The sequence below is a fragment of the Pseudomonas sp. 2FG genome (genome assembly GCF_005502935.1).
In the GTDB taxonomy this organism is placed as follows: Bacteria; Pseudomonadota; Gammaproteobacteria; order Pseudomonadales; family Pseudomonadaceae; genus Aquipseudomonas.
On sequence record NZ_SCMP01000010.1, the window covers coordinates 68,528 to 89,308 of the forward strand.

The window sequence follows — 20,781 nt, forward strand, 5'->3', positions numbered from 1 at the left end:
CAAAAAGCTGCCGAGGCTAGACTGTGTGGCGCCAGGGTGGCGCCGACGACCTTCCCGGTCAAGGAAAAACCTTGCACTTCTAGGACTTATGGATTGCATCTAGAGAGTGTGCTAAAAAGGCCTACGATTGGGTCGCAGCCCGTCGCTGGTAGGGCCTCAGGCGCACTGAAAACGTAGAAAAATAACGACTCACCGAGGCGATGGTAGGGCGAACATGGAACAGCATTCCGAAGGGTTGAGGGTCATGGTGATTGACGATTCGAAGACGATTCGTCGCACTGCGGAAACCTTGCTGAAAAAAGTGGGTTGCGAGGTCATTACCGCGGTAGATGGCTTCGATGCGCTGGCTAAAATCGCCGACACTCATCCCAGTATCATCTTTGTCGACATCATGATGCCGCGGCTTGATGGCTATCAGACCTGCGCCCTAATTAAAAATAACAGTGCTTTCAAATCCACCCCGGTGATCATGTTGTCCTCCAAGGATGGTCTATTCGATAAGGCCAAAGGCCGTATCGTCGGCTCCGACCAGTACCTCACCAAGCCTTTTAGCAAGGAAGAGCTGCTCGGTGCCATTAAGGCTCATGTACCTAACTTCACCCCGGTGGAACAAGTATCCTGACGTCCGCCCGCAAGGGCGGTGACGCATCTTCCATATGGGGAACACCATGGCTCGAATTTTAATTGTTGATGACTCGCCGACCGAGATGTACAAGCTGACCGCCATGCTCGAAAAGCATGGGCATCAGGTGCTCAAGGCGGAAAATGGCGCCGATGGCGTGGCTTTAGCTCGCCAGGAAAAGCCCGATGCAGTCCTGATGGATATCGTCATGCCTGGCCTGAATGGCTTTCAGGCAACCCGTCAGCTGACCAAAGATGAGGATACCAGTCACATCCCGGTGATCATCGTCACCACCAAAGATCAGGAAACCGATAAGGTCTGGGGTAAGCGCCAAGGTGCGCGTGACTACTTGACCAAACCGGTGGATGAAGACACGCTGCTGAAAACCTTGAATGCGGTGCTGGTCGGCTGACCGTGCTAGTTCGTAGCTAATAAAATAAGAAAAAGGCCCAGGCCGACATGTCGGACGTACAGACCCCCTTTCAGCTTCTCCTTGAGATCGACCAACGCTGTCGACTGCTGGCGGCTGGGCTGCCGTCGCAGCGCGCGGTGGTGCAGACCTGGAGTGGCATTGGTTTTCGCATGGGCGAGCGACTGTTTGTTGCGCCCATGGGAGAGGTTGGCGAAGTGCTGCACGAGCCGAGGTTTACCTTGTTGCCGGGCGTGAAAAGTTGGGTCAAGGGCGTCGCCAACGTGCGTGGTCGCTTGCTGCCGGTGATGGACCTGTGTGGTTTCTTCGACAATGAGCTGTCGCCATTGCGTAAGCAGCGGCGGGTATTGGTGGTGGATCATCAGGAAGTCTTCGCCGGCCTAACAGTCGATGAAGTGTTCGGCATGCAGCACTTCCCGGTGGATAGCTTCTCCGAGCATCTACCACCGCTCGAGACAGCCGTTCAGCCCTTCATTCACGGGGTCTTCCAGCGCGAACAGCCCTGGCTAGTGTTCAGTCCTCATGCGCTGGCACAGCATCCGGGCTTCCTCGACGTGGCGTTCTAAATAGTTTTCGGTTGGGTCGGCGTTGCCGGCCCTTTGGCGTTACATGGGAAACAACGTAGTGCGGTAGGTCCAGGCGGGGGCCAAATAATGAAAAAACTAAACGCAGGCAATCTATTGGCTGGGATGCGCAGCAGCACCTTGATCGCGGGGCTTTTTATCGTCCTGATCGTCTCCATCGTGTTGTTGTTCGCCAACTTCGCCTATATCAACACCCAGTCGAACTATGACAAGGGCTACATCAGTCACTCCGGTGAGCTGCGTGTACTCTCCCAGCGGATCGCGAAGAACGCCACGGAAGCGGCAGCGGGTAAGGTCGAGGCCTTCGCCCTGTTGAAAGACGCGCGCAACGACTTCGAGAAGCGCTGGGGCTTCCTGGTCAAGGGTGACGAGTCGACGGGGCTGCCGTCAGCTCCAGAAACGGTGCAGGCGGAAATGGTCGCCGTGCAAAAGGACTGGGACAGCCTGCGGCAGAACGCCGATGCCATTCTCGCCAGCGAGCAGACGGTTCTCTCCCTGCACCAGGTCGCCGCGACCTTGGCGGAAACCATTCCGCAACTGCAGGTCGAGTACGAAGAGGTGGTCGACATCCTGCTCGAGAGCGGTGCGCCGGCCGCCCAGGTTTCGGTAGCCCAGCGTCAATCGTTGCTGGCCGAACGTATCCTCGGCTCGGTGAACAAGGTGCTCGCGGGTGACGAAGACTCGGTGCAGGCCGCCGACATGTTCGGCCGCGATGCCAGCCTGTTCGGTCGAGTGCTGAGCGCGATGCTGGAAGGCAATGCGGCGATGAAGATCGCCAAGGTGACCGACCAGGAAGCCCTCGAGCGACTGGCGGAAATTTCCGAGCTGTTCGAGTTCGTTTCCGGTTCGGTGGACGAGATTCTGGAGACCTCGCCAGAGTTGTTCCAGGTTCGGGAATCTGCCAGCAGCATCTTCACCGTTTCCCAGACCTTGCTGGACAAAGCCTCGCAACTGGCCAGCGGGTTTGAAAACCTGGCCGGCGGCCGTCACCTGAATACCCTCGCCGGTTATGTCCTGGGCCTGCTGGCATTGGCCTCGATTATCTTGATCAGCTTGGTCATGGTGCAGAGCACCCGTAGTCGTCTGGCTGAAACCGCCGAGAAGAACGAGCGTAACCAGGCGGCAATTCTGCGACTGCTGGATGAAATCGCCGACCTCGCCGACGGTGACCTGACGGTAGCGGCAACGGTAACCGAAGACTTCACCGGCGCCATCGCGGACTCGATCAACTACTCGATCGACCAACTACGTGACCTGGTCGCAACGATCAACTTGACCGCCGTACAAGTGGCGGCGGCCGCCCAGGAAACCCAGGCGACAGCCATGCACCTGGCCGAAGCTTCCGAGCACCAGGCGCAGGAAATCGCCGGTGCTTCTGCGGCGATCAACGAAATGGCCGTGTCGATCGACCAGGTATCGGCGAACGCCTCGGAATCCTCCGCAGTAGCGGAGCGTTCGGTAGCCATCGCCAACAAGGGCAACGAGGTGGTGCATAACACCATCACCGGCATGGATAACATCCGTGAGCAGATCCAGGACACCTCGAAGCGGATCAAACGCCTCGGTGAATCGTCCCAGGAGATCGGTGACATCGTCAGCCTGATTAACGACATTGCCGACCAGACCAACATCCTCGCCCTGAACGCCGCGATCCAGGCCTCTATGGCCGGTGACGCGGGTCGTGGCTTCGCCGTGGTAGCGGACGAGGTACAACGCCTCGCGGAACGTTCCTCCGCGGCAACCAAGCAGATCGAGGCGCTGGTTAAAACGATTCAGACCGACACCAACGAAGCGGTTATCTCGATGGAGCAAACCACCTCTGAAGTGGTGCGCGGTGCCCACCTGGCGCAAGACGCCGGTGTGGCCCTGGAGGAGATTGAAAAAGTATCCAAGACCCTCGCGGCCTTGATTCAGAACATCTCCAACGCCGCGCGGCAGCAAGCCTCTTCGGCAGGCCATATCTCCAACACCATGAACGTGATTCAGGAAATCACCTCGCAGACCTCCTCGGGCACCACGGCTACCGCCAAAAGCATTGGTAACCTGGCCAAGATGGCCAGTGAGATGCGTCGGTCGGTTTCCGGCTTTACCCTGCCGGAAGCCACGGATCAAGCCTGATCAGGAGAGGTGCGGCGACCTGAAGAGGTCGCCGCCACGCGGCCATGAGCGAGGGGCACGGCATGCAGCCAAGCGGGGCCTGGGCCTTGAAACCCCTGGTCGATATGACACCGGCAGAATTCTACGACTGGCAAACGTTGTTGGAAGAGCGTACCGGGGTAGTGATCAGCGAACAGCGCCAGGCATTTTTGCAGACCAACCTGAGCGCGCGGATGCGCGAATTGGGTGTGGCTGACTATGCCAGCTACTACCGGCAGGTCACCGATGGTCCGCGTGGGGCGGTGGAATGGTCGATCCTGCTGGATCGCCTGACGGTTCAAGAAACCCGGTTTTTCCGCCATCGCCCATCCTTCCAAGTACTCGAGCATTACCTGGGTGAGCGCTTGGCGCGAGCTGAAGTCGGTGAGCAACCCTGGGCCTTGTGGAGCGTGGGTTGTTCCAGTGGTGAGGAGCCTTACTCCTTGGCAATCAGCGCCGCCGAAGTCTTGCGTGATAGTGAGCGGCCCGCGCATTTTGGCGTGACCGGTACCGATATCAGTCTGAATGCCCTGAGCAAGGCGCGCGCCGGTCAATACGGCGCGCGCAAGCTCGAGCAAATGGATATAGAGCTGTGTGAGCGGTACTTTGACGCACAGTCCGATGGACGCTTCAAGGTAGTACCGAGCCTGGCTGCGCGAGTGTGTTGCGCCCGGCTCAATGTGCTGGAACTGGCGAAGGCGCCAATGTCCGGCATGGACGTCATTTTCTGTCAGAACTTGCTGATCTATTTTCGTCGCTGGCGCCGCCGCGAGATCCTCAACCGCCTGGCCGAGCGCCTGGCACCGGGTGGTCTGTTGGTAGTCGGCGTCGGCGAAGTGATCGGTTGGCAACATCCGGAGCTAGAACCGGTGGCCGACGAGCGAGTGCTGGCTTTTACCCGAAAGGGGTAACGTGCGGTTATGAGTGGAGTTGCTATGGGTGATCGGCACGACTATGTCGCCCTGGAGTGGGTCAAAGGCGAGATCGCGGAAACCCTGAAACAGGCGCGGCAAGCCCTGGAGGCGTTCGTCGAGAGCCCGCAGGACTCGACACGCATGCGTTTCTGTCTGACCTATGTACACCAGGTCCATGGCACTCTGCAGATGGTGGAGTTCTACGGTGCGGCGCTGCTCGCGGAAGAAATGGAGCAGCTGTCCCAGGCGCTGATGGAAAACCGCGTAGCCAACCAGGCTGAGGCCCTGGAAGTGCTGATGCAGGCGATTCTGCAGCTGCCGGTTTATCTGGATCGAATTCAGACCGCGCGACGCGATCTGCCGATGGTGGTGTTGCCGCTGCTGAATGATCTGCGCGCGGCACGCGGCGAGAAACTGCTGTCGGAAACCAGTCTGTTCTCGCCGGACATGTCGGCTCGTCAGCCGGCCCTGTCGGTGGAGTCGCTGGCACAACTGCGCACCGCCGAGCTCCCGGTCCTGCTGCGCAAGCTGCGGCAGATGCTGCAGATGGCCTTGGTCGGGGTGCTCCGCAACCAGGACCTCGGCACCAACCTGGGCTATATGGCGCGGGTTTTTGCCCGTCTCGAAGTGCTCTGCAAAGACGCTCCGCTTGGCCCGCTGTGGCAGATCGCGTCGGGCATGATCGAGGGCCTGGCCAACGGTAGCGTGCTCAACGGCAGCTCGGTGCGAACCTTGCTCCGCCAGGCGGATAAAGAGCTCAAGCGCCTGCTGGAACAGGGGGCGGAGGGCATCAATCAGGCCGCTCCGGACGAACTGATCAAAAACCTGCTGTTCTACGTGGCGAAGGCCCCGGCGCAATCGCCGCGGATCCGCGCCTTGAAAGAACACTATCGCCTCGATGACGCCTTGCCGGACCACGAGGTGGTGGACGAAGAGCGGGCGCGCCTGGCCGGGCCGGATCGCGATGCGATGCGCTCGGTGGTCGCCGCGCTGTGCGAAGAGTTGGTGCGGGTCAAGGACAGCCTCGACCTGTTTGTCCGCAGCGACCGCAGCAAAGTCGCCGAACTGGATAGCCAACTGGCGCCGCTCAAGCAGATCGCCGATACCCTGGCGGTGCTCGGTTTCGGCCAGCCGCGCAAGGTGATTCTCGATCAGATCGATGTGGTGCATGGCTTGTCCCTCGGCCAGCGCGAGCCGAGCGATGCGATGCTGATGGATGTCGCCGGGGCGCTGCTGTATGTGGAGGCGACCCTGGCCGGCATGGTTGGTCCGGCCGATGACAGCAGCCGCGAAGAAAGCCGGCTGCCGACCACCGATGTGGCGCAGATTCACCAGCTTGTGATTAAAGAGGCGCGCAACGGCCTGGAGCAGGCCAAAGACGCGATCATCGAATTCATCGCCTCGCAGTGGAACCACGAACACCTGGCCCGGGTGCCTGAGCTACTGACCCAGGCGCGTGGTGGCCTGGCGATGATTCCGCTGGCGCGTGCCGCGGCCTTGCTGCAAGCCTGTAATCGCTACATTCAAGAACAGCTGCTGGCCCGTAAAGCGGTGCCGAACTGGCAGAGCCTCGATACCCTGGCCGATGCCATCACCAGCGTCGAGTATTACCTCGAACGGCTGGCCGAAGACCATGCGACCCAGGGCGATCTGATCCTCGATGTGGCCGAAGAGAGCCTGGAGACCCTCGGCTACCCGCTGCAGGAGAAGCCGTCGATTCTTGATCGTGTCGAGCCTGCAGTAGAGTCTTTTGCGCCACTGGCTGATCCGCTGCACGACATCGAGGTGCTAGCCGACGAGCCGCTGGAAGAGCTTGAATTGGGTCTGCCGGTGGAGAGCCAGGAGGCCGATCCTGAGCTGACAAACCTGGAGTTCGGCGACGAACTGAGCCTGGAATTCGCCGAGGTTGCTGCCGAGGTTGCCGGTGAGGGCACTGAGTTGCTGGTTTCCGATGACAATTGGAACCTCAGTGAGCTGCCAGAAATGGCTCTGGAAGACATCGATTTCAGTCTGGCGGCAACGCTGGACGAGCTGTCGTCGTTGCCCGGCCTGGAATTGACCGAGGTTGAGGCGCCCTTGAGTTGGGGTGGCGATAGCACATTGGAGCTGGAAGAACTCAGCTTCGATGCGCTCAACGACAACCCGGCACAGTGGAGCGAGGCTGAACTGGCCGAGCTGGAACTTCCCGAAGTTGAGCTGCCGAGCGCGCCGTTCGAGCCCGAGGAGCAAGCCGCGCCCGCTTCGATGCCTCTGTCCATGGCCGAGGTCATGGCGACGCCGGTGCAGGCCATCAATCCGCCGGCCCAGGATGTACCCCCCAGCCTGCTACCGCCGCCGGCCGATGAAGAACCGGTAGACGAAGAGCTGCTGGAAGTCTTTATCGAGGAAGTCGGCGAGGTACTGGAAAGCATCGCCGAGTCTCTGCCGCAGTGGCGTGCGGACACCGACAATAAAGCAGCCCTCAGCGAAGTCCGGCGTGCCTTCCACACCCTCAAGGGCAGTGGGCGGATGGTTCGTGCGCTGATTATTGGCGAACTGGGCTGGTCCATCGAGAACCTGCTCAATCGAGTGCTGGAGCGCAGCATTCAGCCTGGCGATGAGGTGCAGCAAGTCATAGTCGAGGTGGTCGAGTTGATGCCGGCGCTGGTGGCAGAGTTCGCCGCCAAGGCTCAGCGTCAGCGTGACGATGTCGACCGCTTAGCCGCCACTGCTCATGCGTTGGCCAAGGGCCAGAGCCTCGCAAAAATTGATGCCCAGGTCTCCCAGCAGACAGCCGCAGCCATGGGCGAGCCTGTGACTGCAGCGGTTGTGGATGCAGTGTCCGATGCGCTCGATCCGCAGTTGATCGAGATCTTCCGCAATGAGGCGGAAACCCACCTGGATACCTTGCTCGGCTTCCTCGCCGATTGCGCCCAGGAGCTGCCACAAGCGGTCACCGATGATCTGCAGCGCGCTCTGCATACCCTCAAGGGCAGTGCGTACATGGCCGGCATTCTGCCGATCGCCGAGATCGCCACGCCACTGGAAAAGCTGGTCAAGGAATTCAAGGCCAACCTGATTCCGATGGATCTGGCCGAGGCTGAGTTGCTGCAGAGTGCCGAGCAGTTGTTCCGCCGCGGTCTGGAGCAGCTGGAAGAACAGCCGTTAGCAGCCATCGAGGGGGCTGCGGAGCTGCTCGAGCGCGCGCACAAATTACACCAAGACCGGCTGGACGCCGCACAAACTGCGCGTCAGGGCCAGCAAGGTGAAACTCGCGATCCGCAACTGATCGGCATCTTTCTCGCCGAAGGCATGGATATCCTGCTGGACGCCGAGGATCTATTGCGCCGCTGGCGCGAGCATCCGTCTGAGCGCCAGGAACTCAGTGCCCTGCTCGACGAACTGAGCACCCTGGGTCGTGGCGCCGAGATGGCCGAGCTGCCGCAGATCGATGAGCTCTGTGAAGCGCTGCTGGATCTCTACGGCGCGGTCGAAGAAGGTAGCTTGGCCGTCAGTGAGCGCTTTTTCAGTGAGGTTGAGAGTGCGCACGAAGAGCTGATCAGCATGATGGATCAGGTTGCTGCCGGGCTGCAGGTCAGCGCGCAACCCGAGCGGGTCGAAGCCTTGCGTGTATTGCTGGGCGAGGTTCTCGACCCGCGGACCCTGGCCTTGCTGACACCGGATGCCAATGCGCAGCTGCAAATCATCGAACTGGACGCGGCAACTGCCGAACTCGAATTGGCCGAGTGGGCGCTCGGCGAGGCGATGCAGCGCTCCGAGCCAGGGGATCAAGGCGCGGATATAGCGCTCGAAGTACAGTCGTGGCTGGCAGTCGAAGAAGAGTCGCCGGTCGCCACGCATGACCTGCAGGACGAGGAAATGGTCGCGATCTTCATCGAAGAGGCGGTCGATATCCTGGAAAGCGCCGGTCAGGCCCTGGAGCGTTGGCTGAGTGAACCGGACAATAATCGGGCGCTGTCTTCTCTGCTGCGTGATCTGCACACCCTGAAAGGTGGCGCGCGGATGGCTGAGATTGGCCCGATCGGCGATCTCGCCCATGAGCTGGAAGCGCTGTACGAAGGCCTGGTGGATCGGCGTTACAGCTATTCGCCAGTACTGAGGGGGTTGCTGCAACAGAGCCACGACCGTCTGGCCCTGTTGCTGGAGCAGTTGCAGGCCAAGCACCCGCTGCTCGATCCGATCGAGCCGATCCAGGCAATTCGCAGCTTCCGTCAGGGCGGTGGGCAAAGCCTGCCGGCGGCGGTTGTCATGCCGCAACCTGACTTTGAAGCCGAAGCCGAAGCCGAAGCCGAAGCCGAGTTGCAGGTGGAAGAGCTATTTGAGCTTGGGTTAGCGCCGTTGGCGGGCGAGCTGGTCGACGAGTCGCGCTCTGCGTTGAGCGCTGAGCCGCACGAGCTGTCGTTGGCTGAGCCGCTTGAGTTAAGTGCTGTAGCAGAAGCCGTGCCCGCCGAGCCGCTTGAGTTGGGCGAGCCGCAAGTCTTGGCCGCGGCAGCAGCGTCGACTTTCGAGGATGAGCGCGATCCCGAGTTGGTGGAAATTTTCCTCGAAGAAGGTTTCGATATCATCGATAGCTCCAGCGCGGCCCTGCAGCGCTGGAAGGAAGACCTCGATAACACTATCGAGCTCGAGTCTCTGCAGCGTGATCTACACACCCTCAAGGGTGGTGCGCGGATGGCTGAAATCCGTGAGATCGGCGACCTTGCGCATGAGTTGGAGTTCCTCTACGAGGGGCTTGGCGACGGGCGTTTGCGCGCCAGTCCTGAGCTCTTCAACCTGCTCCAGACTTGCCATGATCGGCTCGCCGAAATGCTCGAGGCGGTGCGTGGCAAGCGTGCCGTGCCGAGCGGCGAGGCGCTGATCGAGACTATCCAGAGCTTTCGCGCGAATCCGGATGAGCAACTGAGCATACCGCCCAGCGTGCACCTGAGGGCCGCGGTCGACGCGCTGGCGGAAGATGCCGAGGCAGATATTCTCGACATCTTCCTCGAGGAAGCTGACGACCTACTGGAGGCCATGGAAAGCGCCATCGGCCGCTGGGGAAAGCAGCATGACGATGACGCGGCCATCGACGATATGCTGCGCATCCTGCACACCTTGAAAGGTGGCGCGCGGCTGGCCGGACAGAACAGCCTGGGCGATCTGACCCATGATCTGGAGCAGCACCTGAGCGAGGCGCAGCAGCAAGACGCATCTTGGTCAGAGAGTCTGTCTCTCGATGTGCAGTCCGGTTTTGAGGGCCTGCAGCGCGAGCTCGAGCAATTGCGCCAGCGCCTCAATGAGAGTCTGGCGGCAGAGCTTGCCGATGAGTCGACTGAGGCGCCCCAGCTCGAGCCCGAGCCGGTTACAGCGCTACCCAGCCCACCGACAGCCCGTACCTTGAGCAGCCCGATCGTGGCGGCCAGCGAGCTGCCGACGGTGCCGCTGGCGGCGAAGGTCTTGCCGTTCGTCCGGCGTGCTCAAGAGGCGGCCCTGGAGGCCGCTGCCCGGCGTGCTCCGCAGGAGTTGGTCAAGGTGCCGGCCGAGCTGCTGGAGGGCCTGGTCAACTTGGCGGGGGAGACCTCGATCTTCCGCGGTCGCGTCGAGCAACAGGTCAGCGACTTTGGTTTCACCCTCGGCGAAATGGAAGCCACCATCGACCGGGTGCGTGATCAATTACGCCGGTTGGATATCGAAACCCAGTCGCAGATCATCAGCCGCTATCAAGCGGAGGCCGAGCGTGTCGGCTACGAAGACTTCGACCCGCTGGAGATGGACCGGCACTCGCAGCTGCAGCAGCTCTCGCGCGCGCTGTTCGAGTCGGCATCCGACCTGCTCGACCTGAAAGAAACCCTGGCGGCGCGTAACCGTGACGCGGAAACCCTGCTGCTGCAGCAGGCGCGGGTCAACACCGAGCTGCAGGAAGGCCTGATGCGTACGCGCATGGTGCCCTTCGATCGGCTGGTGCCGCGCTTGCGCCGCATCGTCCGGCAGGTGGCGAGCGAGCTAGGCAAGCAGGTCGAGTTCCATGTCGGCAATGCCGACGGCGAGATGGACCGCACGGTGCTGGAGCGCATCGTCGCACCGCTGGAGCACATGCTGCGCAATGCCGTCGACCACGGCATCGAGGCGGCTGAAGTGCGCCGCGCCGCCGGCAAAACGGATCAGGGCAGTATCCGCCTGAGCCTCGGCCGTGAGGGCGGCGATATTGTCCTGACCCTCGCCGACGACGGCGGCGGTATCAAGCTCGACGCGGTGCGCCGCAAGGCCATCGAGCGCGGCATGATGGATGCCGACTCCGACCTCACCGATCACGAGGTTCTGCAATTCATCCTGGAAGCGGGCTTCTCCACCGCCGAGAAGGTCACGCAGATTTCCGGGCGTGGCGTCGGCATGGACGTGGTGCACTCCGAGGTGAAGCAACTCGGCGGTTCCATGAGCATCGACTCGACCCCGGGCGAGGGCAGCACCTTCCGGATCCGCCTGCCATTCACCGTGTCGGTCAACCGCGCGCTGATGGTGCTGTCTGGCGAGGACCTGTACGCCATTCCGCTGAACACCATCGAAGGTATCGTGCGGGTCTCGCCGTACGAGCTGGAGGCTTACTATCAGCCGGATGCGCCGCGCTTCGAGTATGCCGGGCAGGCTTACGAGTTGCGCTACCTGGGCGACCTGTTGAACAACGGCCAGCAGCCGAAGCTGGTCGGCCAGAGTCTGCCGTTGCCGGTGATTCTGGTGCGCTCCAGCGAGCATGCGGTGGCGGTGCAGGTGGATTCCCTGGCCGGCTCGCGCGAAATCGTGGTGAAGAGCCTCGGCCCGCAGTTCGCCGGGGTGCATGGCATCTCCGGGGCGACCATCCTCGGTGACGGTCGGGTGGTGGTGATTCTCGATCTGTTGGCGACTATCCGGGTGCTGCACGCCCACCTGCTGACCCAATTGCTGCCGCGTACCGCGAGCCGTGCCGCCTTGCCCGCGGAGCTCGAGGTCGAACGGCCGACGCTGGTGATGGTGGTGGATGACTCGGTCACCGTGCGCAAGGTCACCAGCCGCCTGTTGGAGCGTAACGGCATGAACGTGCTGACCGCCAAGGATGGGGTCGACGCGATCTCCCTGCTGCAGGAGCACAAGCCCGACATCATGCTGCTGGACATCGAAATGCCGCGCATGGACGGCTTCGAAGTGGCCACCCTGGTGCGCCACGACGAGCGCCTGAAGGACCTGCCGATCATCATGATCACCTCGCGTACCGGTGAGAAGCACCGTGAGCGGGCGATGAACATCGGCGTCAACGACTACCTCGGCAAGCCGTATCAAGAGTCCTTGCTGCTCGAAACCATTGCACAACTGGTCAAACGGATATGACTGAGAAAACTGCCGCTCGCATCGCCGTGCTTGCCGATACCTCGCTGCAGCGCCATGTGCTGCAGCAGGCGTTGGTGGGTAACGGCTATCACGTAGTGCTCAACAGTGACCCGGCGCGCCTCGATGCAGAGGCGTTGGCCGCCTGCGAGGCCGATCTGTGGCTGGTCGATTTGGCGCAGTCGGAAGACTCGCCGTTGGTCGATAACCTGCTGGAGTACGCCAGCGCCCCGGTGTTGTTTGGCGAGGGCCATGCGCCGGAGCGGCATTCCGAGCATTACCCGCGCTGGGAGCGCCGCCTGGTCGGCAAGCTCAAGCGGCTGGTCGGTGATCCTACCCAGGCGGTCGGCCCCAGTTTGCAAGCGCTGCTCGACGAGGCTCAGCGGCCAGCGCGCCTGGATTTGCCCCGCGCACTGGCGGACACGCCGCTGGTGGCCGGTGCTCCAGCGCGGCAGGTGTGGCTGTTGGCGGCCTCGTTGGGTGGCCCGGCCGCGGTCAAAGTCTTCCTCGATGCCCTGCCGGGGGGGCTGCCGATCGGCTTCATCTATGCCCAGCATATCGATGCCAGCTTCGAAACGGCGTTGCCGCAAGCGGTCGGCCGGCATAGCCAATGGCATGTGAATCCGGCCAGGCAGGGGGATGCGGTACGTTGCGGCGAGGTGGTGGTCGCACCTATTGTGCACGAACTCGGTTTTGCCGAAGGTGGCACCATGCAGATCGCCGAACGCAGCTGGCCGGAGCCCTACAGCCCGTCCATCGACCAGATGATGCTCAACCTGGCGCAGCACTTCGGTGCCCTGTGCGGGGTGATCGCCTTCAGCGGCATGGGCAGCGACGGCAGCGCCGCGGCGGCCTATGTGCGCCGCCAGGGCGGCGAGATCTGGACTCAGCGGGCGGACAGCTGCGTCTGCCCGAGCATGCCGGACAGCCTGCGCGAAGGCGGCTACAGCGCCTACAGTGGCGACCCGCGCGAGCTGGCGGAGACGCTGGTCAATCATTTGGCGGCGCAGTGCGGCTGAGGCCGCGCGTTGCCGCGTACAGGACATTCCGATGAGCCAAGCTGTAACCACCCCCAATAGCGTGACCAGCCTGACCGGGCTGCTGGTGCCGTTGGCGGATCGCACCTTGCTGCTGCCGAACGTGGCCGTGGCCGAGCTGATTCCTTACCGTGCTCCGCAAGTGAGCCCGGGCATGCCGGCCTGGTTCTTGGGGCAGATGGCCTGGCGTGACCTGAGCCTGCCGCTGCTGTCCTTCGAGGCGGCTTCCGATGGCCAGCCACAGATTCGCCCGGGTGCCCGGGTGGCGGTGATCAACGCCTTGGGCGGTCGACCGAAGGTGAAGTTCCTCGCGCTGTTGGTGCAGGGGATTCCGCGCTCGCTCAAGGTCGGCGCGGAGTTGACGCGCGCGAGTGCGCCGCTGGCCCCGCTGGAGCTGGATGCGGTCAGCTTCGGTGAAGAGGTGGCGAAGATTCCAGATCTGATCGCACTGGAGCAGATGCTGGCGGATGCCGGTTTGATCTAAGTCGGCCGCCAATAAAAAGCCCGCTGCTGCGGGCTTTTTTGTCGCTGGTGAATTAGAAATCGCCCCACAGTTGCTGAGCGACGGCCAGCGCCACCACCGGTGCCGTTTCCGTGCGCAGTACCCGTGGGCCGAGGCGGGCGGAGTGGAAGCCCGCTTGCTGGGCCTGGGCTACTTCCGTGTCGGACAGGCCGCCTTCCGGGCCGATGAGAAAGGCCAAGGTGCCGGGCTTGGCATGGCTGGCCAGCGGTTCTGCGACCGGATGCAGCACCAGTTTCAACTCGGCCTGGGTCTGCTCGAGCCACTGGGCGAGGCTCTGCGGCGGATGAATCAGCGGTAGCTGTGAGCGCCCGCACTGCTCACAGGCGCTGATTGCCACCTGGCGCCAGTGGGCCATGCGTTTGTCGGCGCGCTCGTCTTTCAGGCGCACTTCGCAGCGCTCGCTGACGATCGGGGTGATTTGCGCGACGCCCAGCTCGGTGGCTTTCTGGATCGCCCAGTCCATCCGCTCGCCGCGTGACAGGCCCTGGCCGAGATGCACCTGCAACCTCGATTCCGGCTGGCCCGCCAGGCTTTCACCGAGGCTGACGCTCACGCGCTTTTTGCCGACCTCGATCAACTCGCCGAGAAACTCCGAGCCGGAGCCGTCGAACAACTGCACGGCGGCGCCTTCGCTCAGGCGCAGCACACGGCCGATGTAGTGCGCCTGGGCTTCCGGCAGCTCGTGTTCGCCGAGGCTCAAAGGGGCGTCGATAAAGAAACGGGAAAGGCGCATAGGGTTAACCCGGATCTCTGAAATTGGGATGACGACCGCTGACCGGCACCTGGATGCTGCTGCGGGTGGCGATGTCGATGCCTTCGCTGGCGACCTCGGCGAGGAAGTCGATCTGCTCCGGGGTGATCACATAGGGCGGCAGGAAATACACCACGCTGCCCAGCGGGCGCAGTAACGCACCCCGTTCCAGGGCGTGCTGGAAGACCTTGAGACCGCGCCGTTCCTGCCAGGGGTAGGGGGTCTTGCTGGCCTTGTCCTGCACCATCTCGATGGCCAGGACCATGCCGGTCTGGCGGACTTCGGCGACGTTCGGATGCTCGGCCAGGTGCGCGCTGGCCGCGCCCATGCGCGTGGCCAGCGCGCGGTTGTTGTCGATCACGTTGTCCTGCTCGAAGATATCCAGGGTCGCCAGGGCCGCCGCACAGGCCAGCGGGTTGCCGGTGTAGCTGTGGGAATGGAGGAAGGCGCGCAGGGTCGGGTAGTCGTCGTAGAAGGCGGCGTAGACCTCGTCGGTGGTCAGGCAGGCGGCCAGCGGCAAGTAGCCACCGGTCAGGGCCTTGGACAGGCAGAGGAAGTCCGGGCGGATGCCGGCCTGTTCGCAGGCGAACATAGTGCCGGTGCGACCGAAGCCGACGGCTATTTCATCGTGGATCAGGTGTACGCCATACCGGTCGCAGGCCTCGCGCAGCAGCTTGAGGTAGACCGGGTGATACATGCGCATGCCGCCGGCGCCCTGGATCAACGGCTCGATGATCACCGCGGCGACGTCCTGGTGATGCTCGGCGAGGCACTGCTCCATGGCCGCGAACATGTTCCGCGAGTGCTCCTCCCAGCTCATGCCCTCGGGGCGCAGGTAGCAGTCCGGGCTCGGTACCTTGAGGGTGTCGAGCAGCAGCGCCTTGTAGGTCTCGGTGAACAGCGCGACATCGCCGACCGACATCGCCGCGATGGTTTCGCCGTGGTAGCTGTTGGTCAGGGTGACGAAGCGCTTCTTCGCCGGCTGCCCGCGGTTGAGCCAGTAGTGGAAGCTCATCTTCAGCGCGACTTCGATGCAGGACGAACCATTATCGGCGTAGAAGCAGCGGGTCAGGCCTTCCGGCGTCATCTTCACCAGTCGCTCGGACAGCTCGATCACAGGCGCATGGCTGAAACCGGCGAGGATCACATGTTCCAGCTGGTCGACCTGGTCCTTGATCCGTTGATTGATGCGCGGGTTGGCGTGGCCGAACACATTGACCCACCAGGAGCTGACCGCATCCAGGTAGCGTTTGCCCTCGAAGTCTTCCAGCCACACCCCTTCGCCGCGCTTGATCGGCACCAGCGGCAGTTGCTCATGGTCTTTCATCTGGGTGCAGGGATGCCAGAGCACGGCAAGGTCGCGCTGCATCCACTGATCATTCAGGCCCATTTCAACACTCCTCGGAACTCAGGCAAGGTCCAGCAGACGACGGCTGAACTCAGGGGCGGCAAAGGCGCCCGGCAAACAGTTGCGCAAGCCTATGCAATGCCTGGGCGCGGGACAACCCGGATTGTAGTTTCGACGCGCGCCGGCGTCCGACGGGCACGTCTGGCCCGCCCTTGGGTGCTGGAAGCCAAGCCAAGTGTCGGCGGGCGTTCGGGCCTGGCCACCAGCGAGTGGATCGGCAACCAGAAAGCGCAGCCGGTACTCAATGCCTGCCTCGATGGCTTCAAGCTGAAGACCCTGGCTGCCCCGGAGTTTGTGCGCACGCCGAGTTACCTGATCGAGGGCCAGTACTTCACGGCCGCCGAGCTGGCGCAAAAACAACCGGCGACTGCCGACGCGCTGAAACGTTTCGACAAGAGCCTCGACGAGTTGGCCGCCTCCATCGGCGACCCACAGAATCCTGCGGCCAACAGCACCTTGTTCGCCCTCGATCAGATCAGCGTGGCCAAGTGGCTGGACAAGCTGGAGTTGCCCGGCACCGCGCGCCTGCTGGTGAATCAGCGGATTCGCACGCGCTATGACGAGCCTTCGCGCCTGTCGCTGCTCTATCTGGCGCAGCAAACCCGGGTGTATCGCGGCATCGACGACCGCGATCTGCGCGCCGCCCGTCTGCCGGCCATCAGCCAGGACCAGGATGGCGTGCTCGTCAAGGCTGGCGCGGTTGGCTACAGCGCCGATTACGTGGTGCTGGCGGTGCCGTTGCGGGCCTTGGCGCAGATTCAGCTGACGCCGGCCCTGGACGCCGCGCATCTGGCGGCATTGAAAAGCACCAACTACGGCTGTCACGACCAGATCATGCTGAAGTTCAAGACCCCGGTGTGGGACAGCAAGGCATGCCTCTCGGGTGAGATCTACAGTGATCAGGGCCTGGGCATGTTGTGGATCGAGCCGGCCATGAAGGGCGGCGCCAATGTGGTGGTCAATCTGTCCGGCGACAACGCGCGGCTGTTGCAGGCGTTCGGCGACAAGCAGATGGTCGACCAAGTGTTGATCCGCCTGCACAAGTTCTACCCGAAGGCGCGGGGCGCTTACACCGGCTATGAGATTCGTCGCTACAGCAGCGATCCGGCTACCGGTGGCGCCTATCTGGCTTTCGGCCCGGGGCAGCTCAGCCGCCATTGGCGCTTGTGGGAGAAGCCGTTGCAGCGGCTGGCCTTCGCTGGCGAACACACCGATGCGCTCTATCCGGGCACGCTGGAAGGTGCCTTGCGCAGTGGCCAGCGGGCGGCGGTGCAGGTGCAAGACTTGCAGGCCGGCAAGACCGTCGAGCCAGTCAAGCCCGTGGTTGCGGCGGCTGCTGCCGAGTCGAGCAAGGCTAAGGCGGGCGATGACAAGCCGGGCTTCTTCTCGCGCCTGTTCAATTGACATCACCTCAGGCGTGGTCGTAGCGGTCGCGCCTGAGGCCGCTTATCCCCGCCCAGGCGCCGTTCGGGTGGCGGCCGCTGAACTTCCCGCCGCGACGCCGGACTAATTCAGGCCTGGCTCGGCTCGACCTATCAATCGTATTTCTCGATATTTCAAAGCGAAATTTTCCGCTTTAAATCGATAGATTTGCCGTTAATCTTGTTCCCTCGTTTTTTACGGAAATCTCTCCATGCAGTGGCGCAACTCCTCCTCCCGTTATGGTCTGGTCAGCATCCTGCTGCACTGGGGTATCGCGCTGGCGGTCTTTGGGCTGTTCGGGCTGGGCCTGTGGATGGTTGGGCTGGATTACTACAGCGCCTGGAATCACCGCGCACCGGCGCTGCACAAGAGCCTTGGCCTGACCCTGTTCGCGGCCATGCTGCTACGCGCGCTCTGGCGCTTGATCAGCTCGCCACCGCCGGTCTTGAGCAGTTACGGCGCGCTGACCCGCTTGGGCGCCAGAGTGGGCCACAGCCTGCTGTATCTGGGGCTGTTTGCCTTGCTGGTTTCCGGCTATTTGATCTCCACCGCTGACGGCCAGGGCATCGAAGTGTTTGGCCTGTTTGCAGTTCCCGCATCGATCACCGGCATCCTCGATCAGGAAGATGTCGCGGGCCTAGTGCATGAATATCTGGCGTGGAGCCTGGTGATCTTTGCCGGTGTTCACGCCTTGGCTGCACTGAAACACCACTTTATTGACCGCGATGCCACCCTGACACGCATGCTCGGGCGCCGCACGGATTAACCCTAACCCTCAACTGCACAAGGACACTCGCAATGTTGAAGAGCCTCACGATGAAGAAAACCCTGGCTGCTCTGGCCTTCGGTACTGCGCTGCTGAGCGCCGGCCAGGCGCTGGCGACTGACTACGTTATCGACAAAAAAGGCCAGCATGCCTTCGTTGACTTCAAGATCAGCCACCTGGGTTACAGCTGGCTGTACGGCACGTTCAAAGACTTCGATGGCAGCTTCAGCTTCGATGAGAAAAACCCGGAAGCGAGCAAGGTTCAAGTAACGATGAACACCGCCAGCGTCGATACCAACCACGCCGAGCGCGACAAGCACATTCGCAGTAAGGACTTCCTCAACGTCAGCAAGAATCCGCAGGCCACCTTCGTGTCTACCGCGGTGAAGTCGACCGGCACCGACACCGCCGATATCAGCGGCGACCTGACCTTGAACGGCGTGACCAAGCCGGTGCTGATCAAGGCCAAGCTGATCGGCCAGGGTGATGATCCATGGGGTGGCTACCGCGCGGGTTTCGAGGGTTCGACCAAGCTCAAGCTGAAGGACTTCGCGATTCAGAAGGATCTTGGCCCGGCGTCCCAGGAAGTCGAGCTGATCATCTCGTTCGAAGGCGTGCGCAAGTAAGCTTCTGCGCAAAACAAAAACGCCGGCCTCAGGGCCGGCGTTTTTATTGCAACGGGAAGCCTTAGGCTTCGCGGTTGCGGGTCAGCAAGGCGGGCTTCTCACCGCGGGTGCGGCTCGGGAGCTGATCCAGTTGCTCCAACTGCTCAGGCGTCAGCACGCGATCAATCTTCGACTCTTTGTGCACGATCCGCGGTTGGCTGTCGCGTGGGCCTTTCACCGCTGGTTCCTGGCGCAGTTGGTCATCACGCCCCGGGCCGCGACCACGGGAGTCGTCACGCCGCGTCTGACTATCGCGCCCCGGGCCACTGCGACCTGGCTGGCCTTGGCGTTTGCCTTGGCCGCCGCCATCGGTACGCGAACCTGCCGGCTTGCCTTGGCCTTGTGGGCGTGGCGCTTGGCCACGCGGAGCCTGGCCGGCAGGGCGTGCGCCACCCAGGCCAACGCCATTGCTGGCGCTCGGGCCGGACGGCGCGGGAGCGCCAGGGCGGCGGCCACGGTTTTGCTGCTTGTTCTGGTAGGGGCTGACGTAGTCGGCACGGTTGCCGAAGTTGTCGACTTCGTCATCCAGGAACTCGTCCGGCGCGCGCTCGGCACGTGGCGTCGGCGCCGCGCTGCTGCGCGCTGGCCGCTGCTCGCGGGCAGGCTGCTGTGGACGGGCCTGGGCGGCAGGCTTGTCCTTGCCGGTATCCTTGCCCTTGTCCTTGCGCCCGCTACCGTGGCGCTCACCGCCGCCACCGCCACGCGGGCTGTTCGGGTCACGCGGTCCGCGTGGGCCACGCACGTCGGGACGCTCGCGGGCTTCCGGCTTTTCAGCCTCCACGCTGCTGGCATCGAAACCCAGCAGGTCGCCGTCGGCGATCTTCTGCTTGGTCATGCGCTCGATGCCTTTCAGCAGCTTCTCTTCGTCCGGTGCCACCAGCGAGATCGCCTCACCGCTGCGTCCGGCCCGGCCAGTACGGCCGATACGGTGAACGTAGTCTTCTTCGATGTTCGGCAGTTCGAAGTTGACCACGTGCGGCAGTTGGTCGATATCCAGGCCGCGGGCGGCGATATCGGTGGCGACCAGAATCCGTACGCCGTTGTTCTTGAAGTCGGCCAGGGCCTTGGTGCGAGCGTTCTGGCTCTTGTTGCCGTGGATCGCCACCGCCGGCAGGCCGTGTTTGTCGAGGTACTCGGCGAGGCGGTTGGCGCCGTGCTTGGTACGGGTAAACACCAGCACCTGCTCCCAGGCGCCAGCAGTCACCAGGTGCGCCAGCAGGGCGCGCTTGTGGCTGGCCTGGAGGCGGAACACCCGCTGCTCGATACGCTCGACCGTGGTGTTCGGCGGGGTGACTTCGATGCGCTCGGGGTTGTGCAGCAGCTTGCCGGCGAGATCGGTGATGTCTTTCGAGAAGGTCGCCGAGAACAGCAGGTTCTGGCGCTTGGACGGCAGGCGCGCGAGGACCTTCTTGACGTCATGGATAAAGCCCATGTCGAGCATGCGGTCGGCTTCGTCGAGCACCAGAATCTCGACGTGGGACAGGTCGACACTGCCTTGTCCGGCGAGATCCAGCAGCCGCCCGGGGCAGGCCACCAGCACGTCGACGCCGCGGGCCATGGCCTGCACCTGCGGGTTCATGCCGACGCCGCCGAAGATGCAGGCGCTGACGAATTTGAGGTCGCGGGCATAGACCTTGAAGCTGTCATGCACCTGGGCGGCCAGTTCGCGGGTCGGCGTCAGCACCAGCACGCGCGGCTGGCGCGGGCCGTGGCGGCGTTCGCGATCCGGGTGACCGTTGGGGAACAGGCGCTCGAGGATGGGCAGGGCGAAGCCGCCGGTTTTACCGGTGCCCGTCTGGGCGGCAACCATCAGATCGCGACCTTGCAACACGGCGGGGATAGCCCGCTGTTGCACTGGAGTGGGCTCGGTGTAGCCAGCTGCCTCGACGGCGCTGACTAAAGCCTCGGAGAGACCGAGGGAAGCAAAGGACATGAGTAATCCTGTCTAGTGAGGGCGTGGCCCAATGGGATGATCTTGCCGGGCTCGAAACGCGTTTAGGGGCGCGATCCCGTCCGGTCCTGCTGGGCCGCGGGGGCCGAGCGTCCGGGCGTAAGCCTGGCGGGAAGCCGGAGTATAACAGAGCGGCGAAACTGCGCTGCTTTCCTGCCGCTCAACGGTTTGTCGCCGTTGCGCGAGCCAAGGGACAGTGCCGAGCGGCCGTCGTTCGGGCTGCGCGCGGAGTTCTGG

General features: G+C 62.9%; 13 protein-coding genes and 1 pseudogene. 11 read left to right on the plus strand and 3 right to left on the minus strand.

Going from position 1 to position 20,781, the window contains the following annotated elements:
* Window positions 1–214: 214 nt before the first annotated feature.
* The 8 genes from pilG to FFS13_RS12025 all read left to right on the plus strand — a co-directional run bounded on the left by pilG (window position 215) and on the right by FFS13_RS12025 (window position 13,542).
* Window positions 215–622, plus strand: a complete 408-nt coding sequence (gene pilG / locus FFS13_RS11990; RefSeq protein WP_137819321.1) for a twitching motility response regulator PilG — start codon at window positions 215–217, stop codon at window positions 620–622.
* A gap of 46 nt (window positions 623–668) precedes the next feature.
* Window positions 669–1,034, plus strand: coding sequence for a twitching motility response regulator PilH (gene pilH / locus FFS13_RS11995; RefSeq protein ID WP_137819322.1), 366 nt, complete (start codon window positions 669–671; stop codon window positions 1,032–1,034).
* 47 nt (window positions 1,035–1,081) lie between these two features.
* The gene (locus FFS13_RS12000) at window positions 1,082–1,618 is read left to right on the plus strand and encodes a chemotaxis protein CheW (RefSeq protein WP_137819323.1); all 537 of its coding nucleotides are present in this window, start codon (window positions 1,082–1,084) and stop codon (window positions 1,616–1,618) included.
* Window positions 1,619–1,705: 87 nt separating this feature from the next.
* Window positions 1,706–3,754, plus strand: a complete 2,049-nt coding sequence (locus FFS13_RS12005; protein ID WP_137819324.1) for a methyl-accepting chemotaxis protein — start codon at window positions 1,706–1,708, stop codon at window positions 3,752–3,754.
* Window positions 3,755–3,816: 62 nt separating this feature from the next.
* A complete protein-coding gene (locus tag FFS13_RS12010; protein ID WP_137819325.1) occupies window positions 3,817–4,683 on the plus strand; it encodes a protein-glutamate O-methyltransferase in 867 nt (288 codons plus the stop codon).
* 24 nt (window positions 4,684–4,707) lie between these two features.
* Window positions 4,708–12,024, plus strand: coding sequence for an Hpt domain-containing protein (locus FFS13_RS12015; protein WP_137819326.1), 7,317 nt, complete (start codon window positions 4,708–4,710; stop codon window positions 12,022–12,024).
* Complete coding sequence (locus FFS13_RS12020; RefSeq protein ID WP_137819327.1) at window positions 12,021–13,040, plus strand: chemotaxis protein CheB; 1,020 nt, start codon at window positions 12,021–12,023, stop codon at window positions 13,038–13,040. Before FFS13_RS12015 ends, FFS13_RS12020 begins: the two co-directional genes overlap by 4 nt.
* Before the next feature lie 31 nt (window positions 13,041–13,071).
* Window positions 13,072–13,542, plus strand: coding sequence for a chemotaxis protein CheW (locus FFS13_RS12025; RefSeq protein WP_137819328.1), 471 nt, complete (start codon window positions 13,072–13,074; stop codon window positions 13,540–13,542).
* Between the two features lie 52 nt (window positions 13,543–13,594).
* Here the strand turns inward: FFS13_RS12025 and FFS13_RS12030 are convergent, their stop codons facing one another.
* Both FFS13_RS12030 and FFS13_RS12035 read right to left on the minus strand, forming a co-directional pair.
* Complete coding sequence (locus FFS13_RS12030; RefSeq protein WP_137819329.1) at window positions 13,595–14,314, minus strand: 16S rRNA (uracil(1498)-N(3))-methyltransferase; 720 nt, start codon at window positions 14,312–14,314, stop codon at window positions 13,595–13,597.
* A gap of 4 nt (window positions 14,315–14,318) precedes the next feature.
* Complete coding sequence (locus tag FFS13_RS12035; RefSeq protein ID WP_137819330.1) at window positions 14,319–15,722, minus strand: adenosylmethionine--8-amino-7-oxononanoate transaminase; 1,404 nt, start codon at window positions 15,720–15,722, stop codon at window positions 14,319–14,321.
* 174 nt (window positions 15,723–15,896) lie between these two features.
* On the opposite strand from FFS13_RS12035, the pseudogene FFS13_RS12040 reads away from it, so the two are divergent.
* The 3 genes and pseudogenes from FFS13_RS12040 to FFS13_RS12050 form a co-directional block, all read left to right on the plus strand.
* A pseudogene (locus FFS13_RS12040) lies at window positions 15,897–17,138 on the plus strand (flavin monoamine oxidase family protein); the annotation flags it as partial.
* A gap of 235 nt (window positions 17,139–17,373) precedes the next feature.
* Window positions 17,374–17,928, plus strand: a complete 555-nt coding sequence (locus FFS13_RS12045) for a cytochrome b (protein ID WP_137819332.1) — start codon at window positions 17,374–17,376, stop codon at window positions 17,926–17,928.
* A 50-nt stretch (window positions 17,929–17,978) separates the two neighbouring features.
* A complete protein-coding gene (locus tag FFS13_RS12050; protein ID WP_137819420.1) occupies window positions 17,979–18,554 on the plus strand; it encodes a YceI family protein in 576 nt (191 codons plus the stop codon).
* 61 nt (window positions 18,555–18,615) lie between these two features.
* Here FFS13_RS12050 and FFS13_RS12055 read toward each other — a convergent pair whose 3' ends face one another.
* Entirely contained in the window at window positions 18,616–20,526 is a 1,911-nt protein-coding gene (locus FFS13_RS12055) for a DEAD/DEAH box helicase (protein ID WP_171006474.1), read from the minus strand.
* Between the last annotated feature and the right edge of the window lie 255 nt (window positions 20,527–20,781).